Origin of the sequence: Serratia sp. CY38905 (assembly GCF_052168875.1) — a bacterium.
GTDB lineage: Bacteria > Pseudomonadota > Gammaproteobacteria > Enterobacterales > Enterobacteriaceae > Serratia > Serratia sarumanii.
Window position 1 is genome coordinate 42,685 of sequence record NZ_JBJNLV010000014.1, and the last position, 21,281, is coordinate 63,965.

21 protein-coding genes are annotated in these 21,281 nt (G+C 59.6%); 10 read left to right on the top strand and 11 right to left on the bottom strand.

Annotated elements, in window-relative coordinates; genetic code table 11:
* Positions 1 to 14: 14 nt before the first annotated feature.
* From ACJ8MK_RS22090 to rpmH, 6 genes are all read right to left on the bottom strand, one after another.
* Positions 15 to 1,328, bottom strand: a complete 1,314-nt coding sequence (locus ACJ8MK_RS22090) for a lysine N(6)-hydroxylase/L-ornithine N(5)-oxygenase family protein (protein WP_442518059.1) — start codon at positions 1,326 to 1,328, stop codon at positions 15 to 17.
* A 107-nt stretch (positions 1,329 to 1,435) separates the two neighbouring features.
* Positions 1,436 to 2,800, bottom strand: a complete 1,365-nt coding sequence (mnmE, locus tag ACJ8MK_RS22095) for a tRNA uridine-5-carboxymethylaminomethyl(34) synthesis GTPase MnmE (RefSeq protein ID WP_016929602.1) — start codon at positions 2,798 to 2,800, stop codon at positions 1,436 to 1,438.
* A 96-nt stretch (positions 2,801 to 2,896) separates the two neighbouring features.
* Positions 2,897 to 4,534 (bottom strand): membrane protein insertase YidC, encoded by a 1,638-nt coding sequence (gene yidC / locus ACJ8MK_RS22100; RefSeq protein ID WP_016929601.1) that lies wholly within the window; start codon positions 4,532 to 4,534, stop codon positions 2,897 to 2,899.
* Between the two features lie 2 nt (positions 4,535 to 4,536).
* Positions 4,537 to 4,794 carry a membrane protein insertion efficiency factor YidD gene (yidD, locus tag ACJ8MK_RS22105; RefSeq protein ID WP_004933881.1) on the bottom strand — a complete coding sequence of 86 codons (258 nt, stop codon included), beginning with the start codon at positions 4,792 to 4,794 and terminating at the stop codon, positions 4,537 to 4,539.
* Positions 4,758 to 5,117: a ribonuclease P protein component gene (gene rnpA, locus ACJ8MK_RS22110; protein ID WP_004933883.1), complete on the bottom strand. Its 360-nt coding sequence runs from the start codon at positions 5,115 to 5,117 to the stop codon at positions 4,758 to 4,760. The genes yidD and rnpA overlap by 37 nt, the downstream gene beginning before the upstream one ends.
* A 17-nt stretch (positions 5,118 to 5,134) precedes the next feature.
* Positions 5,135 to 5,275 (bottom strand): 50S ribosomal protein L34, encoded by a 141-nt coding sequence (rpmH, locus tag ACJ8MK_RS22115; RefSeq protein WP_000831330.1) that lies wholly within the window; start codon positions 5,273 to 5,275, stop codon positions 5,135 to 5,137.
* Positions 5,276 to 5,957: 682 nt separating this feature from the next.
* Between rpmH and dnaA the strand changes: the two genes are divergently transcribed.
* The 5 genes from dnaA (at position 5,958) to yidA (ending at position 12,962) form a co-directional block, all read left to right on the top strand.
* Positions 5,958 to 7,352, top strand: a complete 1,395-nt coding sequence (dnaA, locus tag ACJ8MK_RS22120) for a chromosomal replication initiator protein DnaA (protein WP_049235245.1) — start codon at positions 5,958 to 5,960, stop codon at positions 7,350 to 7,352.
* 4 nt (positions 7,353 to 7,356) lie between these two features.
* On the top strand, positions 7,357 to 8,457 hold the full coding sequence (gene dnaN, locus ACJ8MK_RS22125) for a DNA polymerase III subunit beta (RefSeq protein WP_004933892.1): 1,101 nt from the start codon (positions 7,357 to 7,359) through the stop codon (positions 8,455 to 8,457).
* 45 nt (positions 8,458 to 8,502) lie between these two features.
* Positions 8,503 to 9,588, top strand: a complete 1,086-nt coding sequence (gene recF, locus ACJ8MK_RS22130; RefSeq protein ID WP_004933895.1) for a DNA replication/repair protein RecF — start codon at positions 8,503 to 8,505, stop codon at positions 9,586 to 9,588.
* Between the two features lie 18 nt (positions 9,589 to 9,606).
* Positions 9,607 to 12,021, top strand: coding sequence for a DNA topoisomerase (ATP-hydrolyzing) subunit B (gene gyrB, locus ACJ8MK_RS22135; RefSeq protein WP_047569951.1), 2,415 nt, complete (start codon positions 9,607 to 9,609; stop codon positions 12,019 to 12,021).
* Between the two features lie 125 nt (positions 12,022 to 12,146).
* A complete protein-coding gene (yidA, locus tag ACJ8MK_RS22140; protein ID WP_033649554.1) occupies positions 12,147 to 12,962 on the top strand; it encodes a sugar-phosphatase in 816 nt (271 codons plus the stop codon).
* A gap of 25 nt (positions 12,963 to 12,987) precedes the next feature.
* Here yidA and ACJ8MK_RS22145 read toward each other — a convergent pair whose 3' ends face one another.
* Positions 12,988 to 13,929, bottom strand: coding sequence for an ornithine cyclodeaminase family protein (locus ACJ8MK_RS22145; protein WP_103774343.1), 942 nt, complete (start codon positions 13,927 to 13,929; stop codon positions 12,988 to 12,990).
* The gene (locus tag ACJ8MK_RS22150; protein ID WP_039568273.1) at positions 13,916 to 14,884 is read right to left on the bottom strand and encodes a threonine/serine dehydratase; all 969 of its coding nucleotides are present in this window, start codon (positions 14,882 to 14,884) and stop codon (positions 13,916 to 13,918) included. Before ACJ8MK_RS22150 ends, ACJ8MK_RS22145 begins: the two co-directional genes overlap by 14 nt.
* Before the next feature lie 217 nt (positions 14,885 to 15,101).
* Between ACJ8MK_RS22150 and ACJ8MK_RS22155 the strand changes: the two genes are divergently transcribed.
* Positions 15,102 to 15,836 carry an acid phosphatase gene (locus ACJ8MK_RS22155; RefSeq protein ID WP_033636536.1) on the top strand — a complete coding sequence of 245 codons (735 nt, stop codon included), beginning with the start codon at positions 15,102 to 15,104 and terminating at the stop codon, positions 15,834 to 15,836.
* Positions 15,837 to 15,926: 90 nt separating this feature from the next.
* Entirely contained in the window at positions 15,927 to 17,207 is a 1,281-nt protein-coding gene (locus ACJ8MK_RS22160) for a DUF3748 domain-containing protein (RefSeq protein ID WP_103774342.1), read from the top strand.
* Positions 17,208 to 17,237: 30 nt separating this feature from the next.
* Here the strand turns inward: ACJ8MK_RS22160 and ACJ8MK_RS22165 are convergent, their stop codons facing one another.
* Complete coding sequence (locus ACJ8MK_RS22165; protein WP_049197081.1) at positions 17,238 to 17,585, bottom strand: YceK/YidQ family lipoprotein; 348 nt, start codon at positions 17,583 to 17,585, stop codon at positions 17,238 to 17,240.
* Positions 17,586 to 17,895: 310 nt separating this feature from the next.
* Here ACJ8MK_RS22165 and ibpA point away from each other — a divergent pair, with 310 nt between their 5' ends.
* The 3 genes from ibpA to ACJ8MK_RS22180 all read left to right on the top strand — a co-directional run bounded on the left by ibpA (position 17,896) and on the right by ACJ8MK_RS22180 (position 20,663).
* Positions 17,896 to 18,309: a small heat shock chaperone IbpA gene (gene ibpA / locus ACJ8MK_RS22170; protein ID WP_004933919.1), complete on the top strand. Its 414-nt coding sequence runs from the start codon at positions 17,896 to 17,898 to the stop codon at positions 18,307 to 18,309.
* Positions 18,310 to 18,409: 100 nt separating this feature from the next.
* Positions 18,410 to 18,838, top strand: a complete 429-nt coding sequence (gene ibpB, locus ACJ8MK_RS22175; protein ID WP_004933922.1) for a small heat shock chaperone IbpB — start codon at positions 18,410 to 18,412, stop codon at positions 18,836 to 18,838.
* A gap of 166 nt (positions 18,839 to 19,004) precedes the next feature.
* Positions 19,005 to 20,663 (top strand): putative transporter, encoded by a 1,659-nt coding sequence (locus ACJ8MK_RS22180; RefSeq protein WP_103830145.1) that lies wholly within the window; start codon positions 19,005 to 19,007, stop codon positions 20,661 to 20,663.
* 10 nt (positions 20,664 to 20,673) lie between these two features.
* On the opposite strand, the gene ACJ8MK_RS22185 is transcribed toward ACJ8MK_RS22180, so the two are convergent.
* Both ACJ8MK_RS22185 and ACJ8MK_RS22190 read right to left on the bottom strand, forming a co-directional pair.
* Complete coding sequence (locus tag ACJ8MK_RS22185; protein ID WP_033653957.1) at positions 20,674 to 21,054, bottom strand: type II toxin-antitoxin system VapC family toxin; 381 nt, start codon at positions 21,052 to 21,054, stop codon at positions 20,674 to 20,676.
* Entirely contained in the window at positions 21,054 to 21,275 is a 222-nt protein-coding gene (locus tag ACJ8MK_RS22190; RefSeq protein ID WP_039568270.1) for a ribbon-helix-helix domain-containing protein, read from the bottom strand. Before ACJ8MK_RS22190 ends, ACJ8MK_RS22185 begins: the two co-directional genes overlap by 1 nt.
* Positions 21,276 to 21,281: the final 6 nt, after the last annotated feature.

The following is a 21,281-nucleotide window of genomic DNA, read 5'->3' on the forward strand; positions in this document are numbered from 1 at the left end:
CTATGCGGATTATCCTATTTATCAGCGGTGGTAGAGATATCGCCCGGCGCGGCATCGCTCCACCATTGGATCATTGATGCGTTCGGTGCCAAATCAAAGCACGGCTTACCCAGCAAGTGATTGAGGATGCGGGCTGAACGCCAGGCCATCAGGCTCAGTCCGCCTTCTGCGCTGCCGTGGCTGTGTATTCCGGCATTAACCGCATAAATTCGATTTTGCTCCGGCCCGAGCCAGTCCAGATTAAAATTCGGCAGTAGCGGCAGATGCTGTTCCGCATCGAGAGGAATGCGCGGCAGCAAGGGTTTCAGGTAAGCGGGCAGCGAAGCGCGATAGCCGGTGGCCAGAATGACGATATCGGCCCTGAAACTTTCTTGGCGATTTTCCAGGCCGTGAAGCGTGCGCAGATGAAAAGCTTCACCCATTGATTCGATGGCCAGTAGGGTGCGATGAGGCAGTAAACGCACATTGCGCGTCTGGCGCATCACGTCAAAACGCATATATAGCTCACGGTACAGGGTTCGCAGCGTATGATTGCTGATGCCGTCTGCCGGCAATTTCTGTGTTTTGATTTCACGCTCGCGGATTTCTGACGGCAGTGTATAGAAATAGTCGACGTATTCGGGAGTGAAATATTCGTTGGTGAAGGGGGACTCGTCCAGCGGCTGAAAATTGGGACGGCGCGAGAGCCAGTCCAGCCGCGCCGGTTCGCCCCAGTGCCCCTGCAATGCGTTCAAAAACACATCGGCGCCGCTTTGGCCGCCGCCCACCACCATAACTCGCTTGCCGCTGAAGTCCGGATTGCGCAGGGCTATTTCGGCGGCATGCATGCAGTTTTCGCCCAGCGCCGGGTAAAACGCTTTCGGTAACCAAGGGTTATGGCCGGTGCCCAGACAGATATTTTTCGCCCACAGCGTCTGATTATGGGTGGTTACCTTGAACAAACTCTTTTCATCGTCAAAATCAATGCGCTCTACGGACTGTGAAAACTGTAGCCCGTCTAATCTTTCGCAGGCCCAGCGTAGATAGTCGGAAAATTCTTCTCGGCTGATAATTTGCTGCTCGGTGATTAAAAACCGATAAATTTTTTTCTGTTCTACCAAGTAATTAATAAATGAAAATTGGCTGCGTGGGCTGACGGCGGTAACCAAATCCTGCAGCACATATGTCTGCATATAAGCGGAAGGCAGCAGCATGCCGGGGTGCCAGCGGAAGCTCGCGTTACGATCGAGAAAGGTATAGTTGACGGCGCCGCTTTCGGCGGCCAGAGCGGCCAGACTGAGATTGAAAGGCCCCAATCCCACGCCAATCAAGTCTAAAGGTTCGTTCATTTAAGCTTATCTCTCACGCGGAAAAATTGATGAGATAAGCTTAGGTGAGTTTTGGCGCCGGAGACGTAAAATGCGGGCGCCGAAGAGGATATGGCGCCCGCAGGCGATTATTTGCCGATGCAGAAGCTGGAGAAGATGCGGCCCAGCAGATCGTCTGAGGTGAATTCGCCGGTGATTTCGCTCAAGGCCAGCTGCGCCTGGCGCAGTTCCTCGGCCAGCAGCTCGCCCGCGTAAGCGCTCACTAACTGTTCTTTGCCTTGCACCAGGTGCTGTGCCGCCAGCTCCAGCGCCTGCAGGTGACGACGGCGCGCCAGGAAGCCGCCTTCCATGTTGCTGGTGAAGCCCATGCTCTGTTTAAGATGATCGCGCAGCACATCGACGCCTTCACCGGTGCGGGCCGACAGGCGAATAAGTGAGTGGTTGTTCACTTCCGTCAGACCCAGCGTTTCACCGGTGATGTCGGCCTTGTTGCGCACCACGGTGATCGGCAGCGTGCCCGGCAGGCGCGCCATAAACTCCGGCCAGATCTCCGCCGGCTCGGTGGCGGCGGTGGTGGTGCCGTCGACCATAAACAGCACTCTGTCGGCCTGTTCGATCTCGTTCCACGCACGTTCGATGCCGATGCGCTCCACTTCGTCGCTGGCGTCGCGCAGGCCGGCGGTGTCGATGATGTGCAGCGGCATGCCGTCGATATGGATATGTTCGCGCAGGACGTCGCGGGTGGTGCCGGCGATATCGGTGACGATCGCCGCCTCACGCCCGGCTAATGCATTGAGCAGGCTGGATTTACCGGCGTTGGGGCGCCCGGCGATCACCACCTTCATCCCTTCGCGCAGCAGGCTGCCCTGGCGCGCTTCGCCGCGCACGCTGTCCAGATCCGCCATCACGTCGTTGAGCTGCGCCTCGATTTTACCGTCGGACAGGAAGTCGATTTCCTCGTCGGGGAAGTCGATCGCCGCTTCCACGTAGATTCGCAGGTGAGTGAGCGCTTCCACGAGCTGGTGGATGCGGGTGGAAAATGCCCCCTGCAGCGAGTTCATCGCCGAGCGCGCCGCCTGCTCGGAGCTGGCGTCGATCAGATCGGCAATCGCTTCGGCCTGCGCCAAATCGAGTTTGTCATTGAGGAACGCGCGTTCGGAGAACTCGCCGGGCCGTGCGATGCGCACATCGGGCAGCGCCAGCACGCGCTTGAGCAACAGATCGAGGATTACCGGCCCGCCGTGGCCCTGCAGTTCCAGCACGTCTTCGCCGGTAAAGGAGTTCGGCCCCGGGAACCACAGCGCGATGCCCTGATCGAGGGTGGCGCCCGTGGCGTCGCGGAACGGCAGATAGTCAGCGTAGCGCGGCTTCGGCAGCTTGCCGAGCAACGCCTGGGCGACGTCTTTGGCCTTGCTTCCGGAAATGCGCAGAATGCCGACGCCGCCGCGTCCCGGCGGGGTGGCTTGGGCTACGATGGTATCGGTGGTGCTCATAACGGTTCTCTCTGACGATTAAGATGCAAAAAGGCGGTCTAATGACCGCCTTTGGGGTGACTGCAAGGGTCGGCGCGCCGAACCCCTACAATACGCTTAGCTTTTTTTCTTGTCGCGGCTGTGCAGACCGCGTTTTTCCAGACCACGGTAAATCAGCTGCTGCTGCAGGATGGTCACCAGGTTACTGACGATGTAGTACAGCACCAGACCGGACGGGAACCACAGGAAGAACACTGTGAAGATCACCGGCATGAAGGTCATGATTTTCTGCTGCATCGGGTCAGTCACGGTGGTCGGCGACATCTTCTGAATGAAGAACATCGTCACGCCCATCAGGATTGGCAGGATGTAGTACGGGTCTTGCGCCGACAGGTCATGGATCCACAGGGCGAACGGCGCGTGGCGCAGCTCGACCGAACCCATCAGCATGTAGTACAGCGCCAGGAAGATCGGCATCTGAATGATCAGCGGCAGGCAGCCGCCGAGCGGGTTCACTTTCTCCGCCTTGTACAGCGCCATCATCTCTTGGCTCATGCGCTGCTTGTCATCGCCGATGCGCTCGCGCATCGCCTGCAGCTTCGGCTGCAGCATGCGCATTTTCGCCATCGAGGTGTACTGCGCCTTGGTCAGCGGGTACATGATGCCACGCACGATGAAGGTGATGATGATGATGGAGAAGCCCCAGTTACCGATAAAGCCGTGGATGAACTTCAGCAGTTTGAACAGCGGCTGGGAGATGAACCACAGCCAGCCGTAATCCACGGTCAGATCCAGGTGCGGCGCCAGCTGGGCCATCTGGTCCTGCAGCTCCGGGCCGACCCACAGGGTCGCGTTCAGCTGCTGCTGAGCGCCCGGCTGCACCACGACCGGCGTAGATTTGAAGCCGATGGTGGACAGGTTGTCGCCCGGTTTGGCGGTATAGAAGGTGTTGTCACCTTTGGTCGCCGGTACCCACGCGGTGGCGAAATACTGTTGCAGCATGGCGACCCAACCGTCTTTGGTGGTGACGCTCAGGTTTTCATCTTTGTCGAACGCGTATTTTTGGTACTTGTCCTCGCTGGATGAGTACGCCGCGCCGCGGAAGGTGTGCAGCGCGAAGTTGCTGCTGCCGGTGTCGCGGTGTTTAGGCAATTCGGTGGTTTGCTTCAGCTGGCCGAACAGGGTCAGCTCCAGCGGCGTCGCGCCTTTGTTGTCGATGCTGTAATCCACGCCGACCGCATAGTGGTTGCGTTTGAGCACGAAGGTCTTGGTGTAGACTGCGCCGTCTTTATCGGTGTAGGTCAGCGGGATGCGCAGCTCGTCCTGGCCTTCCGGCAGGGTGTAGCTGTCTTGCGCCGCCTGATACAGCGGGCGTTCGCCGTTGGCCGGGTTGTCCGGGCCGTTTTTACCGGTCAGGCCGCTTTGCGCCTGATAGACGAACGACGGAGTGGTTTCCAGCAGTTGGAACGGAGTCGATGAACCCAGAGTATCCGGGTAGGCCAACAGTTTAGCCTGCTCGATATCGCCACCACGGGTGTTGATGGTCAGTGACAGCACGTCGGTGTTCACGGTAATCAGCTTACCCTGACCACTGGCTGGCACGGCCTGGCTGGCGGCATCACCGGCTACTGCGTTCGAAGTCTGTTGCGTGGTCTGTGCGGCCGGCTGCGGAGCGTTGTCCGTTTGCCATGCCTGCCAGATCATGAAAGACACGAACAGCAGAGCGATGAGGAGAAGATTGCGTTGCGAATCCATCGTTAGTGTTCTCTGTTATCGTCGGTTTTTGGCGGCACCGGATCATCGCCACCTGGGTTCAAAGGGTGGCATTTTAATACGCGTTTCAATGCTAACCAACTGCCTTTTATCATGCCAAACCTGCTTAATGCCTCAATTGCGTAATGAGAGCATGTCGGCTGGAAGCGACAACGAGGCCCTAGCAGCGGACTGATGACGAGCTGATAGGCCCGCACCAGCCCGATCAGGATGCGGGAGCCTGGCGACAGTGGCGACGCCATAATTTATCCAAAGCTTCCGTCAGCGCGCGGTTATCCAAATCCGCTATCCCCTTTTTGGCCACCACGACAAAATCCATCGCCGGTAATTCGTGCTGGCGCAGGCGGAAGCTTTCGCGGGTTAGGCGTTTGATCCGATTACGCTCGTGCGCGCGTTTGACGTGTTTTTTGGCGACGGTAAGACCGATGCGGGGATGCCCCAGCTGGTTCAGGCGGCCGAGGATGGTAATTTGCGGCGTGCCAGCCCGTTGTGGCTGCTGGAAGACGAAAGTGAAATGAGTGGGAGTTAACAAACGTAACTCCCTGGGAAAAGCGAGCTTAACCACTCAGCGGGTTAGCTTTATTACTTAGAAACAGTCAGACGAGCACGGCCTTTCGCACGACGGCGGGCCAGAACTTGACGACCATTTTTGGTGGCCATACGAGCACGGAAACCGTGGCTACGGTTGCGCTTCAATACGGACGGTTGGAAAGTGCGTTTCATAGCGATTTCTACCTAAACTTAAAATAATTACTGATCAGTAAACGCGTTTGGCTACTCGGCGTGAAGATGACCGACGCCTCAATCGCAATACATAAAGAAGCGGGATTGTAATAATTGTACAGTCCTGAGTCAATTCGCATCGCGCCAGCCTACCTGGTTGTCTGCCAATAACGGAACAAAATCCGGTCTTGGCCCGTGGTCACCGCAGAATCCTGTCTGGCTAATGACGCACCATAAGGAACCAGGTATCACACGTAGGGCGAAGATTATACGGACTCGGGGTGAAATCGCAAGGATCCCCGAGAGATCCTTTGCGCGCGATCGCAGGATCCGGCGTGGATAACAGGGTATAACCGGTTGACAATGTAAAAAATGCGGCGCAGCGGCCGGGATCTGCGCGGTCATCCGGCGCCGACGGTGAAAAGATCGCCGCTGGCCGCGGCCTGTGGATAAAATGGATCTAATCTGTGAGGAAGGGGAGGATCTCTTGCGCGGATTGCGCTATGATCCGTCATTCCGATCGCGATCCCTCATGCCGGGATCGTGAGGGACACAAACCGTGAAAGGCGGTTCGCATCCCCCACAGGCAAACCGCCGATGCCGGGTATGTGTCAAAAATCATGAGTTATAAAAAAGTTGCCCGTTTCTTTTCTTTATTGATCTTGTTCGAGTGGAGTCCGCCGTGTCACTTTCGCTTTGGCAGCAGTGTCTTGCCCGATTGCAGGATGAGTTACCTGCCACAGAATTTAGTATGTGGATACGCCCATTGCAGGCGGAACTGAGTGACAACACCCTGGCGCTGTATGCGCCTAACCGCTTTGTGCTGGATTGGGTTCGCGATAAGTACTTAAACAACATCAATGGTCTGCTGAATGATTTCTGCGGCACGGACGCGCCTTTGCTGCGTTTTGAAGTCGGCAGCAAGCCGATTGCGCAGGTGATCAGCCAGACCGTGACCGCCAGCGTCAGCAGCGCCCCTGCGGCCCCCGCGGCGCGCACGGCCGCGCCTTTGCGCCCGAGCTGGGACAACGCGGCGGCGCAACCCGAGCTCTCTTACCGCTCCAACGTCAACCCCAAACACACCTTTGACAACTTCGTCGAGGGTAAGTCCAACCAATTGGCGCGCGCGGCGGCTCGTCAGGTGGCGGACAACCCGGGCGGCGCCTATAACCCGCTGTTCCTGTATGGCGGCACCGGCCTGGGTAAAACCCACCTGCTGCACGCGGTCGGCAACGGCATCATGGCGCGCAAGGCCAACGCCAAAGTGGTCTACATGCACTCGGAACGCTTCGTGCAGGACATGGTCAAAGCGTTGCAGAACAACGCCATCGAAGAGTTTAAGCGTTACTACCGTTCGGTCGACGCCTTGCTGATCGATGACATCCAATTCTTCGCCAACAAGGAGCGTTCGCAGGAAGAGTTCTTCCATACCTTTAACGCTCTGTTGGAAGGCAATCAGCAGATCATCCTGACCTCGGATCGCTACCCTAAAGAGATCAACGGGGTGGAAGATCGTCTGAAGTCGCGCTTCGGCTGGGGGCTGACGGTGGCGATCGAGCCGCCGGAGCTGGAAACCCGCGTGGCGATCCTGATGAAAAAGGCCGACGAAAACGACATCCGCCTGCCGGGCGAAGTGGCGTTCTTCATCGCCAAGCGCCTGCGTTCCAACGTGCGTGAGCTCGAAGGGGCGCTGAACCGCGTGATCGCCAACGCCAACTTTACCGGCCGGGCCATCACCATCGATTTCGTGCGCGAAGCGCTGCGCGATCTGCTGGCGCTGCAGGAAAAGCTGGTCACCATCGACAATATCCAAAAGACGGTGGCGGAGTATTACAAGATTAAAGTCGCGGATTTGCTGTCCAAGCGGCGTTCGCGATCCGTTGCCCGCCCGCGCCAGATGGCGATGGCGTTGGCGAAGGAACTCACCAACCACAGCCTGCCGGAAATCGGCGATGCGTTTGGTGGCCGCGACCATACCACGGTGTTGCACGCCTGCCGGAAGATCGAGCAGCTGCGTGAGGAAAGTCACGACATCAAAGAAGATTTCTCCAATTTAATCAGAACATTATCTTCATAGCGCTATGAAATTTATCGTTGAACGTGAGCATCTGCTAAAACCGCTGCAACAGGTGAGCAGCCCGCTGGGCGGCCGCCCGACCTTGCCGATCCTGGGCAACCTGCTGCTGCAGGTGACGGAAGGCTCCCTGCTGCTGACCGGCACCGATCTGGAGATGGAGATGGTGGCGCGCGTCGCCCTGTCCCAGCCGCACGAGCCGGGCGCGACCACCGTGCCCGCGCGCAAATTCTTTGATATCTGCCGCGGCCTGCCGGAAGGGGCGGAGATCGCCGTCACGCTGGAAAGCGAGCGCATGCTGGTGCGGTCCGGCCGCAGCCGCTTCTCGCTGTCCACGCTGCCGGCGGCGGACTTCCCGAACCTGGACGACTGGCAGAGCGAGGTGGAGTTCACCTTGCCGCAGGCGACGCTGAAGCGCCTGATCGAAGCCACCCAGTTCTCGATGGCCCATCAGGACGTGCGTTATTACCTGAACGGCATGCTGTTTGAAACCGAAGGCGAAGAGCTGCGCACCGTCGCGACCGACGGCCACCGCCTGGCGGTGTGCTCGATGCCGATCGGCCAACAGCTGCCGTCGCATTCGGTGATCGTGCCGCGTAAAGGGGTGATGGAGCTGGTGCGCCTGCTGGACGGCGGCGATTCGCTGCTGCAGCTGCAGATCGGCAGCAACAACATTCGCGCCCACGTCGGCGATTTCATCTTCACCTCCAAGCTGGTTGACGGCCGTTTCCCGGACTATCGCCGCGTCTTGCCGAAGAACCCGGATAAAACGCTGGAAGCCGGCTGCGATCTGCTCAAGCAGGCGTTTGCCCGCGCGGCGATTCTCTCGAACGAGAAATTCCGCGGCGTGCGGCTGTACGTCAGCCAGAACCAGCTGAAGATCACCGCCAACAACCCGGAGCAGGAAGAGGCGGAAGAGATCCTCGACGTCAGCTACGACGGCGCGGAGATGGAGATCGGCTTCAACGTCAGCTACGTGCTGGACGTGTTGAACGCGCTCAAGTGTGAAGACGTGCGCCTGCTGTTGACCGATTCGGTCTCCAGCGTGCAGATCGAAGACGGCGCCAGCCAGGCGGCGGCCTACGTTGTCATGCCAATGCGGTTGTAGTCTCGTTACCTTGAATTACAGCACCGTCATCGGTAAAGAGATTGCATGGCTCTGACGCGTTTATTGATTAAAGATTTCCGCAATATCGAGGCGGCGGATTTGGCGCTGGCGCCGGGATTCAACTTCCTGGTCGGCGCCAACGGCAGCGGCAAGACCAGCGTGCTGGAAGCGGTGTATACGCTCGGCCACGGCCGCGCCTTTCGCAGCCTGCAGGCCGGTCGGGTCATTCGCCACGACCAGCCGGAGTTCGTGCTGCACGGCCGCATCGAAGGCGCGGAGCGCGAGCTGTCGGTAGGATTGAGCAAGAGCCGTCAGGGTGACAGCAAAGTACGCATCGATGGCAGCGATGGCCACAAGGTGGCCGAGCTGGCGCAGCTGCTGCCCATGCAGCTGATCACCCCCGAAGGTTTTACCCTGCTGAACGGCGGGCCGAAATTCCGGCGCGCCTTCCTGGACTGGGGCTGTTTTCATAACGAACCCGGTTTTTTCACCGCCTGGAGCAACCTGAAACGGTTACTGAAGCAGCGCAATGCCGCGCTGCGCCAGGTGAGTCGCTATGCGCAGATCCGCGCCTGGGATCAGGAACTGATCCCGCTCGCGGAGCGCATCAGCGAATGGCGGGCGGAATACAGCGACGCGATCGCCGCGGATATCACCGCGACCTGCGCGCAGTTTCTGCCTGAATTCGCCCTGAGCTTCTCCTTCCAGCGCGGCTGGGACAAAGAGAGCGACTACGGCGAGCTGCTGGAGCGCCAGTTTGAGCGAGACAGGGCATTGACCTATACCGCGGTGGGGCCGCATAAAGCGGACTTTCGCATTCGTGCCGACGGCACGCCGGTAGAGGATTTGTTATCGCGCGGTCAGCTTAAGCTGCTGATGTGCGCGTTGCGCTTGGCGCAGGGTGAGTTTCTCACCCGGCAGAGCGGGCGGCGTTGCCTGTATCTGATTGATGATTTTGCCTCCGAGCTGGACACCGGCCGTCGCCGGTTGCTGGCCGATCGCCTGAAAGCCACCCAGGCCCAGGTTTTTGTCAGCGCGGTGAGCGCTGAACAAGTGACCGACATGGCTGGTGAAAAGGGCAAGATGTTCCGCGTGGAACAGGGTAAAATAGAGGTTCAACCACAGGACTAAAATGAGCGAGAAACGTTGATGTCGAATTCTTATGACTCCTCAAGTATCAAGGTATTAAAAGGGCTGGATGCGGTGCGCAAGCGCCCGGGCATGTATATCGGCGATACCGATGACGGCACCGGTCTGCACCACATGGTATTCGAGGTTGTGGACAACGCTATCGACGAAGCGCTCGCGGGCCACTGTAGTGACATTCAGGTCACCATCCATGCCGACAACTCGGTATCGGTACAGGATGACGGCCGCGGCATTCCGACCGGCATTCACCCGGAAGAAGGGGTTTCAGCCGCAGAGGTCATCATGACCGTGCTGCACGCCGGCGGTAAATTCGACGACAACTCCTATAAGGTTTCCGGCGGCCTGCACGGCGTGGGCGTCTCGGTGGTTAACGCCCTGTCGGAGAAACTGGAGCTGGTGATCCGCCGCGAAGGCAAAGTGCACGAACAGACTTACAGCCACGGTGAGCCGCAGGCGCCGCTGACCGTGGTGGGCGAAACCGAACAGACGGGCACCATGGTGCGCTTCTGGCCGAGCCACCAGACCTTCACCAATGTGACCGATTTCGAGTACGACATTCTGGCCAAGCGTCTGCGCGAGCTGTCCTTCCTCAACTCCGGCGTGTCTATCCGCCTGAAGGACAAGCGCACCGACCGTGAAGACCACTTCCATTACGAAGGCGGCATCAAGGCGTTTGTCGAGTACCTGAACAAGAACAAAACCCCGATCCACCCGAACGTGTTCTACTTCTCGACCGTGAAAGACGACATCGGCGTGGAAGTGGCGCTGCAGTGGAACGACGGTTTCCAGGAAAACATCTACTGCTTCACCAACAACATTCCGCAGCGCGACGGCGGCACGCACCTGGTCGGTTTCCGTACCGCGATGACCCGTACGCTGAACAGCTACATGGAGAAGGAAGGCTACAGCAAGAAGGCCAAGGTCAGCGCCACCGGCGATGACGCGCGTGAAGGTCTGATCGCCGTGGTGTCGGTGAAGGTGCCGGATCCCAAGTTCTCTTCTCAGACCAAGGACAAGCTGGTCTCTTCCGAGGTGAAAACCGCGGTTGAAACGCTGATGAACGAGAAGCTGGTGGATTACCTGATGGAGAATCCGGGCGACGCGAAAATCGTGGTCGGCAAAATCATCGACGCGGCGCGTGCGCGCGAAGCGGCGCGTAAAGCGCGTGAGATGACCCGCCGCAAAGGCGCGCTGGATCTGGCCGGCCTGCCGGGCAAGCTGGCGGACTGCCAGGAACGCGATCCGGCGCTGTCCGAACTGTACCTGGTGGAAGGGGACTCCGCGGGCGGCTCTGCCAAGCAGGGGCGAAACCGCAAGAACCAGGCTATCTTGCCGCTGAAGGGGAAAATCCTCAACGTCGAGAAAGCGCGTTTCGACAAAATGCTCTCCTCGCAGGAAGTGGCGACGCTGATCACCGCGCTGGGTTGTGGCATCGGCCGCGACGAGTACAGCCCGGACAAGCTGCGTTACCACAGCATCATCATCATGACCGATGCCGACGTCGACGGTTCGCACATCCGTACGCTGCTGTTGACCTTCTTCTACCGCCAGATGCCGGAAATCATTGAGCGTGGCCACGTGTTCATCGCACAGCCGCCGCTGTACAAGGTGAAGAAAGGCAAGCAGGAGCAGTACATCAAAGATGACGAGGCGATGGATCAGTACCAGATCGCCATCGCGATGGACGGCGCTACGCTGCATACCAATGCCAGCGCACCGGCGCTCGGCGGCGAGCAGCTGGAAAAACTGGTGGCAGAACACTATGCCGTGCAGAAGCTGATCGGCCGCATGGAGCGCCGCTATCCACGCGCGCTGCTGAACAACCTGATCTATCAGCCGACGCTGAACGAAGGCGATCTCAGCGATGAAGCCAAGGTGAAAACCTGGATCGCTTCGCTGGTGCAGGCGCTGAACGACAAAGAGCAGCACGGCAGCAGCTATGACTTCGTGATCTTCGAGAACCGCGAACGCCAGATGTTCGAACCGGCGCTGCGCATCCGCACCCACGGCGTGGATACCGACTATAAGCTGGACTTCGACTTCATCCACGGCGGCGAATACCGCAAGATCTGCCAGCTGGGCGAGAAGCTGCGCGGGCTGATCGAAGACGGCGCGTTCATCGAGCGCGGCGAACGTCGTCAGCCGGTGGACAGCTTCGAGCAGGCGCTGGAGTGGCTGGTGAAAGAGTCGCGCCGCGGCCTGTCGGTGCAACGCTATAAAGGCCTGGGCGAGATGAACCCGGAGCAGCTGTGGGAAACCACCATGGATCCGGAAAGCCGCCGCATGCTGCGCGTGACCGTCAAGGACGCCATCGCTGCCGATCAGCTGTTCACCACGCTGATGGGCGATGCGGTTGAACCGCGCCGCGCCTTTATCGAAGAAAACGCCCTGAAAGCGGCGAACATCGATATCTGATGCGTTAATGGCTGTGAAAATCCGCGCCGGGCGACCCGCGCGGATTTTTTTTGCGCCTTTTTTGGCGCTGACAGCCAAGGCTGAAACGCGTTAGCATGGGAAAAAACCACTGGGAGAAGCGTTGAATGGCTATTGAACTGATTGCGATCGACATGGACGGCACGTTGCTGGATCCGCAGCACCAAATCACGCCGGCGGTAAAGCAGGCTATCGCGGCGGCGCGGCGCAAAGGGGTGCACGTGGTGCTGGCCACCGGGCGGCCTTATGTCGGCGTGCAGGACTATCTGCGCCAGTTGGACATTCAGGGCCCCGGCGATTTTTGCATAACCTACAACGGCGCGCTGGTGCTGCGCGCGGCCGACGGCGCCTGTATTCTGCAGGAAACCCTGGGTTTTGAGGACTATCTGCACTTCGAGCAGATGGCGCGCGAGCTCGGCGTTCACTACCAGGCGTTTGACTTCGACACCCTGTATACCCCGAACAAAGACATCGGCAAATACACCATACACGAGGCGGAAATGACCGGTATTCCGTTGAAATACCGCAGCGTGGAGGAGATGGATCGCCAGATGCGTTTCCCGAAAGTGATGATGATCGACGAGCCGGCGCTGCTGGACAACGCGATTGCGCGCATCCCGGCGGAAACGCGCGAGCGTTACACCATTCTGAAAAGCGCGCCTTACTACCTCGAAATCCTGCATAAGAACGTCGATAAGGGCGCCGGGGTGAGAATGCTGGCCGAGCACCTCGGCGTGGCGCGGGAAAACATCATGACGCTGGGGGATCAGGCCAACGATACGGCGATGATCGAGTATGCCGGCGTCGGCGTGGCGATGGGCAACGCCATTCCCGAGCTGAAAGCGGTGGCGCAGTTTGTCACCGGCGCCAATACCGAAGACGGCGTGGCGCGCGCCATCGAGAAGTTCGTGCTCAACGCCTGATCAAGTGGGGCGCTACGGCGCCCCTTTATATTGCCGCCAACACCCCTTTGGCGATCTGCAGATCCTGAATCGCCAGCCCGGTAAGATCGGCGATGGTGATGTGCTGCGGCTCGCTTCGCAACCGCCCTCCCAGCGCCAAGACGGCGCCCATTTCGACGATTGGCGTTGAAATCAGCCTATTTTGCCGATAAGCCGTCGCGATCTCGCCATAGTCAGCGCACTGCGCCAGCGCATCGACCAGCAGTGCGTCCGCGCGAGCCACCAGATCGGTCGCCAGCTCCTGCTTGCCGGGCGCGTCGGCACCCACGGCGGTGATGTGCGTGCCGGGCCGAATATCCGCCGCCTGTAAAATCGGTTCGCGGCTGGGCGTGGTAGTGACGATCAGCTGACAGTGCGCCGCCAGTTCCGCCGCATCCTGCGTAACCCGCACCTGAAAACCTTCGCCCTCGGCTTCGCGCCGATACGCCGCCAGCGCCTGATCGTTGCGGCCCCACACCCACACTTCGCGGCAATCGGTCACCGGTTTCAGACATTGCAGCTGCAGCCGGGCCTGCAGGCCGGTGCCGACCATGCCGATCGCCTGAATATGCGGCGGCGCGCACAGTTCGGCGGCGATGCGGCCGGCCAGTGCGGTGCGCAGCGCGGTCAGCCAGCCCTCATCCAGCAGCAGCGCCCGAGGTTCGCCGGTCTGGGCGGAGAACGCCATCACCAGCCCCTGATTGCTGGCCAAACCGCGTTCGGCGTTGCGATAGAAACCGGCGGAGACCTTGACCACGAACAGCTCTTCGCCTTCCAGCCAGGCGGATTTGATGCAGCAATCGCCGGCGGCTTGTTCGAACAGGAAGTGCTGCACCGGCGGCTGTTGCACCCGCCGTTGCGAATAGGCGATAAAACCCTGCTTAAGCAGCGGGGTTATAGCCTCGGCGTCGAACGCGGCGAGGATTTGCTGCCGATTAAGGATGTGCATCGGCGATGGCCTTGAGGTACTTCTCCAGCACGATGTTTTTACCGCACAGCACCACCGCCACTTTTTTTCCCTGGTATTCCGGCGCCAGCTTGATCGCCGCGGCCAGCGCCACGCCGGCCGCGCCTTCGATAATCCACCGATCGCTGGCGGCGATCCGGCGCATCGCGTGCTTGATCTCCGTCTCGCTGACCAGCACTTTGCGGTCGATCAGCTGTTGGCACAGCGGGAAGGTCACGGCGCCCGGCTCGACGCCGCCGGCGGTGCCGTCGGACAGGGTGTCTTGCTCTTCCACCGGGAAGATATGGCCCGCTTCCAGCGCGCTGTACATGCTGGTGGCGTTTTCCGGCCAGCAGGCGATAAGCTGCGTGTTCGGCGACAATTGCCGCAGAACGGTGCCGATACCGGCGATATAGCCACCGCCGCCGACTGCCACGAACACGGCGTCCAGACCGGTGAGCTGTTCAACCAGCTCCATGCCGCAGGTGCCCTGGCCGGCGATCACCTGCTCGTCGTTATACGGCGAGATATAGGTTTTTCCCTGTTCGCGGGCGGCCTGTTCCCCGGCCAGTTCGGCGTTCAGCGCATCGCCCGGCACCCGTTCCACGGTGCCGCCCAGCGCGCGGATGGTGTCTAGCTTGATGCTCGCCGCCGTCTCTGGCGCATAAACCGTGACGCCAACGCCCATCAGCTGCCCCGCCAAAGCGACCGCCTGGCCGTGGTTGCCGGTAGAGGCGGCGATCACGCCGCGCCGGCGTTGCTCGCTGTCCAGTAACCGCAACTTGTTGCTGGCGCCGCGAAATTTAAAGGAGCCGGTGTGCTGCAGATGGTCGCATTTCAGATACAGCTCGCAGCCCAGCTGCTGTGAAAGCAGCACGCTGCGCTCCAATGGCGTGACCCGTACCTGAGGGCGCAGCTGTTGATGGGCAGAAACAATGGCATCGAAGAGGGGGTTCATACCGGCTCCAGAATGTTTAGACTTAAAAATCCAGTTTGTACTTTTTTGTATTGATTGTAAACCCCGTCGCCCGGCCGCCGGGCAAAAGCGGGCACGGCGTAATGTGATCGCACTGGCGGCGAAAAATAATCATTAACGTATAGTTTAGCGGCACGATTTTTTATTTATTTGCGTTAAGGAAGTCGCAACCGCTCATTATTTTAATAAGGGAACGACAATGAAAAAAATATTACTCGCCTCATTAACCTACGCCGCGCTGACACCGTTTGGTTTCGCCGCCAAAGATGTGACCACCCAACCGGAGGTTTATTTTCTGCAAGAGTCGCAATCGATAGACAGCCTGGCGTTATTGCCGCCGCCGCCCGCCGTTGACAGCATCGATTTTATGAATGACAAGGCGCAATATGATGCCGGGAAATTATTGCGTAATACCGAACGGGGCAAACAGGCTTATCACGACGCACACGTAACGGGGGATGGCGTCGCCGCCGCATTATCCGGCGCTTTCGGTACGGAAATCACCCAGGATAATACGCCGGAGCTGTTCAAACTGGTGATGAAAATGCGTGAAGACGCCGGCGATCTGGCTACCCGCAGCGCCAAAAATCACTATATGCGCATTCGGCCGTTCGCTTTTTACCATGAGCCCACTTGCCGACCGGATGAAGAGAGCACGCTATCGACGAACGGCTCTTATCCTTCCGGGCACACCGCCATCGGTTGGGCGACCGCGCTGGTGCTGGCGGAGATTAACCCTCCCAGGCAGGGGACGATACTGCAGCGCGGCTATGAGATGGGCCAGAGCCGGGTGATTTGCGGTTATCACTGGCAAAGCGACGTGACCGCCGCGCGCTTGGTCGCCTCGGCCATCGTCGCCCGACTGCACGCGGAGCCCACCTTCGCCGCGCAGTTGCAAAGGGCCAAAACGGAATTCAACGCCCTGAAAAAATAACCTTGCTTCACGCGGCAGCGCGCCATATGAAACGCTGCCGCCGATCCGGTAAGATGGCGACTCAGTGCCGGCATGCGCAGGAGAACCGCCATGAGCCATCGGGAAAAACAGCTGACTTTCGACCCTCGCGGGCATCAGTTAACCAATATCAACGTCTGGACGTCGGACAGCCAATGGCTGGCTTATGACGTGCGCCCGCGCGGCGCCTCTTTCACCGGTCTGAGCATCGAGCGGGTCAACGTCGCCAGCGGCGCGGTGGAAGTGGTTTATCGCGCTCAGCACGGCGCCCACGTCGGCGTGGTCACGGTCAGCCCTGATGCGCCGGCGCGCTATGCCTTTATCCATGGCCCGGAGCACCCGGACAGCGCCTGGCAATATGATTTTCACCACCGCCGCGGGGTGATCGTCAGCGAACCGGATCGCGAGTTGGCCATCACCCTCGACGCGCTGGATATCACCGCCCCCTACACCCCCGGCGCGCTGCGCGGCGGCAGCCATGTGCACGTATTCAGCCCGGACGGCAGCCGCCTCAGCTTTACCTATAACGATCACGTCATGCACGAGTGCGATCCGGCGCGCGATCTGCGCAACGTCGGGGTGGCCGTGCCGCTGCACGGGGTCAATCCGCCGAAACAGCATCCGCGCGAGTATGACGGCAGCCACTATTGCGTGCTGGTCAGCGAGACCGTGCCGCAGCCGCAGCCGGGCAGCGATCAGATCAATCGTGCTTACGAAGAAGGCTGGATTGGCCGCGAAGGTTACCGTAAGGCCGACGGCAGCCGGCAGCGCTGGGCGCTGGCGTTCATCGGCGATACGCTGTCCGCCGCCGGTGAAAAGCTGCCGGAGGTGTTTATCGTTGATCTGCCGGAGAACGATGCCGATTACGCCAGAGCGGGCGCTCTGCCGCTGCAGGGAACGGAAAGCGAGCTGCCGGCGCCGCCGCAGGGCGTCAGGCAGCGGCGGGTGACCTTTACCGGCGATCGTCGTTTTCCGGGCGTGGCCGGCGCACCGCGCCACTGGCTGCGCAGCTCGCCGGACGGCAGCCAGATCGCGTTTTTGATGAAGGATGACGGCGGCGTGGTGCAGCTGTGGACGGTGTCGCCGAACGGCGGGGAGCCGCGACAGGTGAGCCACAGCGAGCATGATATCCAGTCTGCCTTCAGCTGGCACCCGCAGGGCGGGGCGATTGCCTTGGTGTGTGACAACAGCGTGATGCTGTGCGAGGTCGCCGGCGGCCGTCTGCAGCGTTTAACGCAGCGCAGCGTGCAGCCGCCGTCGGGGGACGCCGTGGTGTTTTCACCGGACGGCAAGAAAGTGGCGTTTATGCGCGAGATAGCGGGATTCAACCAGATCTTTGTGGTTGAGGTGTAAGGCGGGCCTGATGGCCCGCTGCGTGCGTGATTAGTGTGTGGCGGCGCTGTCGTTGCCTTCGCCGGGATTGCCGGTTGCCGCCAGATTCTGCTGCTCGCTGCGCAGGATGCGCGCTTTTGGCGAGTCTGTGGTGGCGTCGTTGCCGGAACGCAGATAGTCGTAAGGCAGCAGTACGGTGTCCATCACCGCAGAGAACGGCAGATCCAGCGCCACCAGCGGCATCATCGCCCAACTGGTGTTGTCGTCCTTCAGCATGTCCACGCTGGCGCGGGTGCCGGGATAGTAACCCTGATTCGGGCCGGTATGGCTCATCACGCTGGAGCAACCGCTGGTCGCCAACAACATGCAGCCCGTCGCTATCGCTTTCATCGTCGTCATTAATCCATCCTGCAGGGTTGCTGTGCCCCTAAAATTAAGCTGAGTTATAACATCCTGTCGCTGCTTTAAAAGAAGCAAAATCCCGCTCTGTGGCGGCTCTCTCACTTTAGTGTAAGTGGTAAAAAAACTTTCGCCTAATCGGTACGAAGTTTTTTTGATCCTCGCCTGTTGAATTGATGAAATCAACCCCCATTTTATCATCAGAGCCGAATTGAGAATTCGCCGTAAGGGAATTCTGGCTTAATTAGCCTGTCCAGAGTGGAAGGCGTATTTATTTCAACCTCGCTGAAGTGCCTTAGGAGGCTGTTTTATGCGTAATTTTGATCTTTCCCCGCTATACCGTTCCGCCATTGGTTTCGATCGCCTGTTCAACGCGCTGGAAGCCGGCCAGAGTCAGGGCAACGGCGGTTATCCGCCTTATAATGTCGAGCTGGTGGACGAAAATCATTATCGCATCGCCATCGCGGTAGCCGGGTTTGCCGAGCAGGAGCTGGAGATCACCACGCAAGATAATCTGCTGATCGTGCGCGGGGCGCACAATAACGAACCGGCAGAAAAAACCTATTTATATCAGGGCATCGCCGAGCGTAATTTCGAGCGTAAATTCCAGTTGGCCGAACACATTCAAATTAAAGGTGCCAAACTGGAGAATGGCCTGTTGTATATCGACATGCAACGCATCGTGCCGGAAACATTAAAACCGCGCCGCATCGAAATTAAATAAATTTCCGTTTCGCCGGCAGGTACGCTGCCGGAAAATAATACCTAGCCTGCCGTCAGGGGGCTGAATAAACACATCTCGCTTAATGAAAGGAGTTGTTCCTATGCGTAATTACGATTTATCCCCGCTTCTGCGTCAGTGGATTGGTTTTGATAAATTGGCCAGCTCAATGGGCGGCCAGGAACCCCAGGGGTTCCCGCCGTATAACATCGAGAAAAGCGATGACAATCACTACCGCATTTCTCTGGCGCTGGCCGGTTTCCGGCAGAGCGAACTGAATATCGAAGTGGAAGGGCCGCGGCTGACCGTCAGCGGTAAACCCACGCCGCCGGAAAAACAGGTCGAATACCTGCATCAGGGCCTGGTGTGCAAAGAGTTCCAGTTGACCTTCACCCTGGCGGAGCATCTGCAGGTGTCGGAGGCCAAATTTGAAAACGGCCTGCTGCACATCGATCTGGTGCGTCAGGTGCCGGAAGCCTTGCAGCCGCAGCGCATCGCCATCGGGGCGACGCCGGAGCTGGAAGCCAAATAACCGACTGAAAAACGGTCATCATCATGCGGGGGAGATCCAGACGGGTCTCCCCCGCTGCGTTATGTGGCGCATGCCACAGTCCCCCCGTTTGTCCGATGTCATAATCCTTGTTAATTGTGTGTCTTTGGCCGCAAATTCCTTTTCAACTTTGGCAAGGATGTGACCTATGAGCGATATCGCCCTGACCGTCAGCATGTTGGCGCTGGCGGCCGTCATTGGGCTGTGGATGGGGAACTGGAAGCTGTACGGCGTTGGGCTGGGCATCGGCGGCGTGCTGTTCGGCGGCATCCTGGTCGGCCACTTCGCCCAGAGCGGGCAAATCAACCTGAACGGGGACATGCTGCACTTTATCCAGGAGTTTGGCCTGATCCTGTTCGTGTACACCATCGGCATTCAGGTCGGCCCCGGTTTCTTCTCTTCGCTGCGCGTCTCCGGGCTGCGCCTCAACGCCTTCGCGGTGCTGCTGGTGCTGACCGGCGGCGTCGTGGCGGCGGTGGTACACAAACTGTTCGACGTGCCGCTGCCGATCATCCTCGGCGTGTTCTCCGGCGCGGTCACCAACACCCCGGCGCTGGGCGCCGGTCAGCAAATCCTGACCGATCTCGGTTCCGATCCGGCGTTGGTGGACGGCATGGGGATGGGTTACGCCATGGCCTATCCGTTCGGCATATGCGGCATCCTGCTGGTGATGTGGCTGATTCGGCTGTTTTTCCGCATCAACATCGAGCGCGAGGCGCAGGCGTTTGAAAGCAGCCTGGGCAATCAGCGTGAGCTGCTGCACGCCATCAACGTGGCGGTGCGCAACCCCAATCTGCAGGGCATGGCGATCAAGCAGGTGCCGCTGCTCAACGGTGAAGCGATCGTCTGTTCGCGCCTCAAACGCGGGGAGCTGCTGATGGTGCCGGCGCCGCACGAGCGGCTGGAGCTGGGCGACTACCTGCATCTGGTGGGCAAACGCGAAGATTTGGAGAACGCCCGGCTGGTGATCGGCGAAGAGGTGGACGCCTCGCTGTCCACGCGCGGCACCGCGCTGCAGGTGGTGAGGGCGGTGGTGACCAACGAGCAGGTGCTGGGCAAGAAAATCCGCGATCTGAACCTGAAGCAAAAGTATGACGTGGTAATTTCACGCCTCAACCGCGCCGGCGTGGAGCTGGTGGCCGGCAGCAACGTGACGCTGCAGTTCGGCGACATTCTGAACCTGGTCGGCCGGCCGGAGGCCATCGACGCGGTGACGGCAATCGTCGGCAACGCCCAACAAAAACTGCAGCAGGTGCAGATGCTGCCGGTGTTTATCGGCATCGGCCTTGGGGTGCTGCTCGGCTCCATTCCGCTGTTCGTGCCCGGCTTCCCGGCGGCATTGCGGCTGGGGCTGGCCGGCGGGCCGCTGGTGGCGGCGCTGATCCTGGGGCGCATCGGCAGCATCGGCAAGCTGTACTGGTTTATGCCGCCGAGCGCCAACCTGGCGCTGCGCGAACTGGGCATCGTGCTGTTTCTGGCGGTGGTCGGGTTGAAATCGGGCGGCAACTTCATCGATACCTTGCTGCACGGCGAGGGGCTGACGTGGGTCGGGTACGGCGCGCTGATCACCGCCATTCCGCTGCTGAGCGTCGGTATTCTGGCGCGCACGGTGGGCAAGATGAACTACCTGACGCTGTCCGGCATGCTGGCGGGGTCGATGACCGATCCGCCGGCGCTGGCCTTCGCCAACGGTTTACACCCTACCAGCGGCGCCGCCGCGCTGTCTTACGCCACCGTTTATCCGCTGGCGATGTTCCTGCGCATCATGTCGCCGCAGCTGCTGGCGGTGCTGTTCTGGACGCTGTAACGCTGCCCGACTACAGCCGGTAAGGTATTAACACGCCGTTGTCAGTGCCAAAATCTTTGGGGTTGCGGGAGATGAGCGTCCGGAACCCCACCTGCGCGGTGGCCCAGACAATGGCGTCCGGCAGCTTCACATGCTGTGAGTGGCGCAATTCTACGGCGCGTTCGGCAACTTCATCGGTAATAGGCAGCAGCAGGAATTGCCCTAAAAACTGGCGCGTTTTCAGCTCCAGCGCCGGCCCCTGTTTTTTGGCACCCACCATCACTTCCATCCAGGTGATGGCGCTAATAGCCGGGTTGATGTGGTATTCGGTCAGAACGTCTTTGGCTTGAGGAATGCCGTTGAGATAATCGATCAGGATATTGGTGTCGAATAACGCCCGTTGAGCCACCATTATTCCCACTCCTCGCGCTGACGATTTTCGTAGTCTACGCCATCGCCCATCGCCCCGGACCAGAGCCCGAAAGCATTGCTGGGATCTTCAACGTGGTTCTCCGTCAGATAACGGGAGACGGCCTGACGGATGATTTCGGCCCGGGGAATGTGGCGGATATTTTTCAGATTGTCGAGCTGCCGCAGGTCTTCTTCAGGTAAATCGATCACGATGCGAGTCATCGCTAG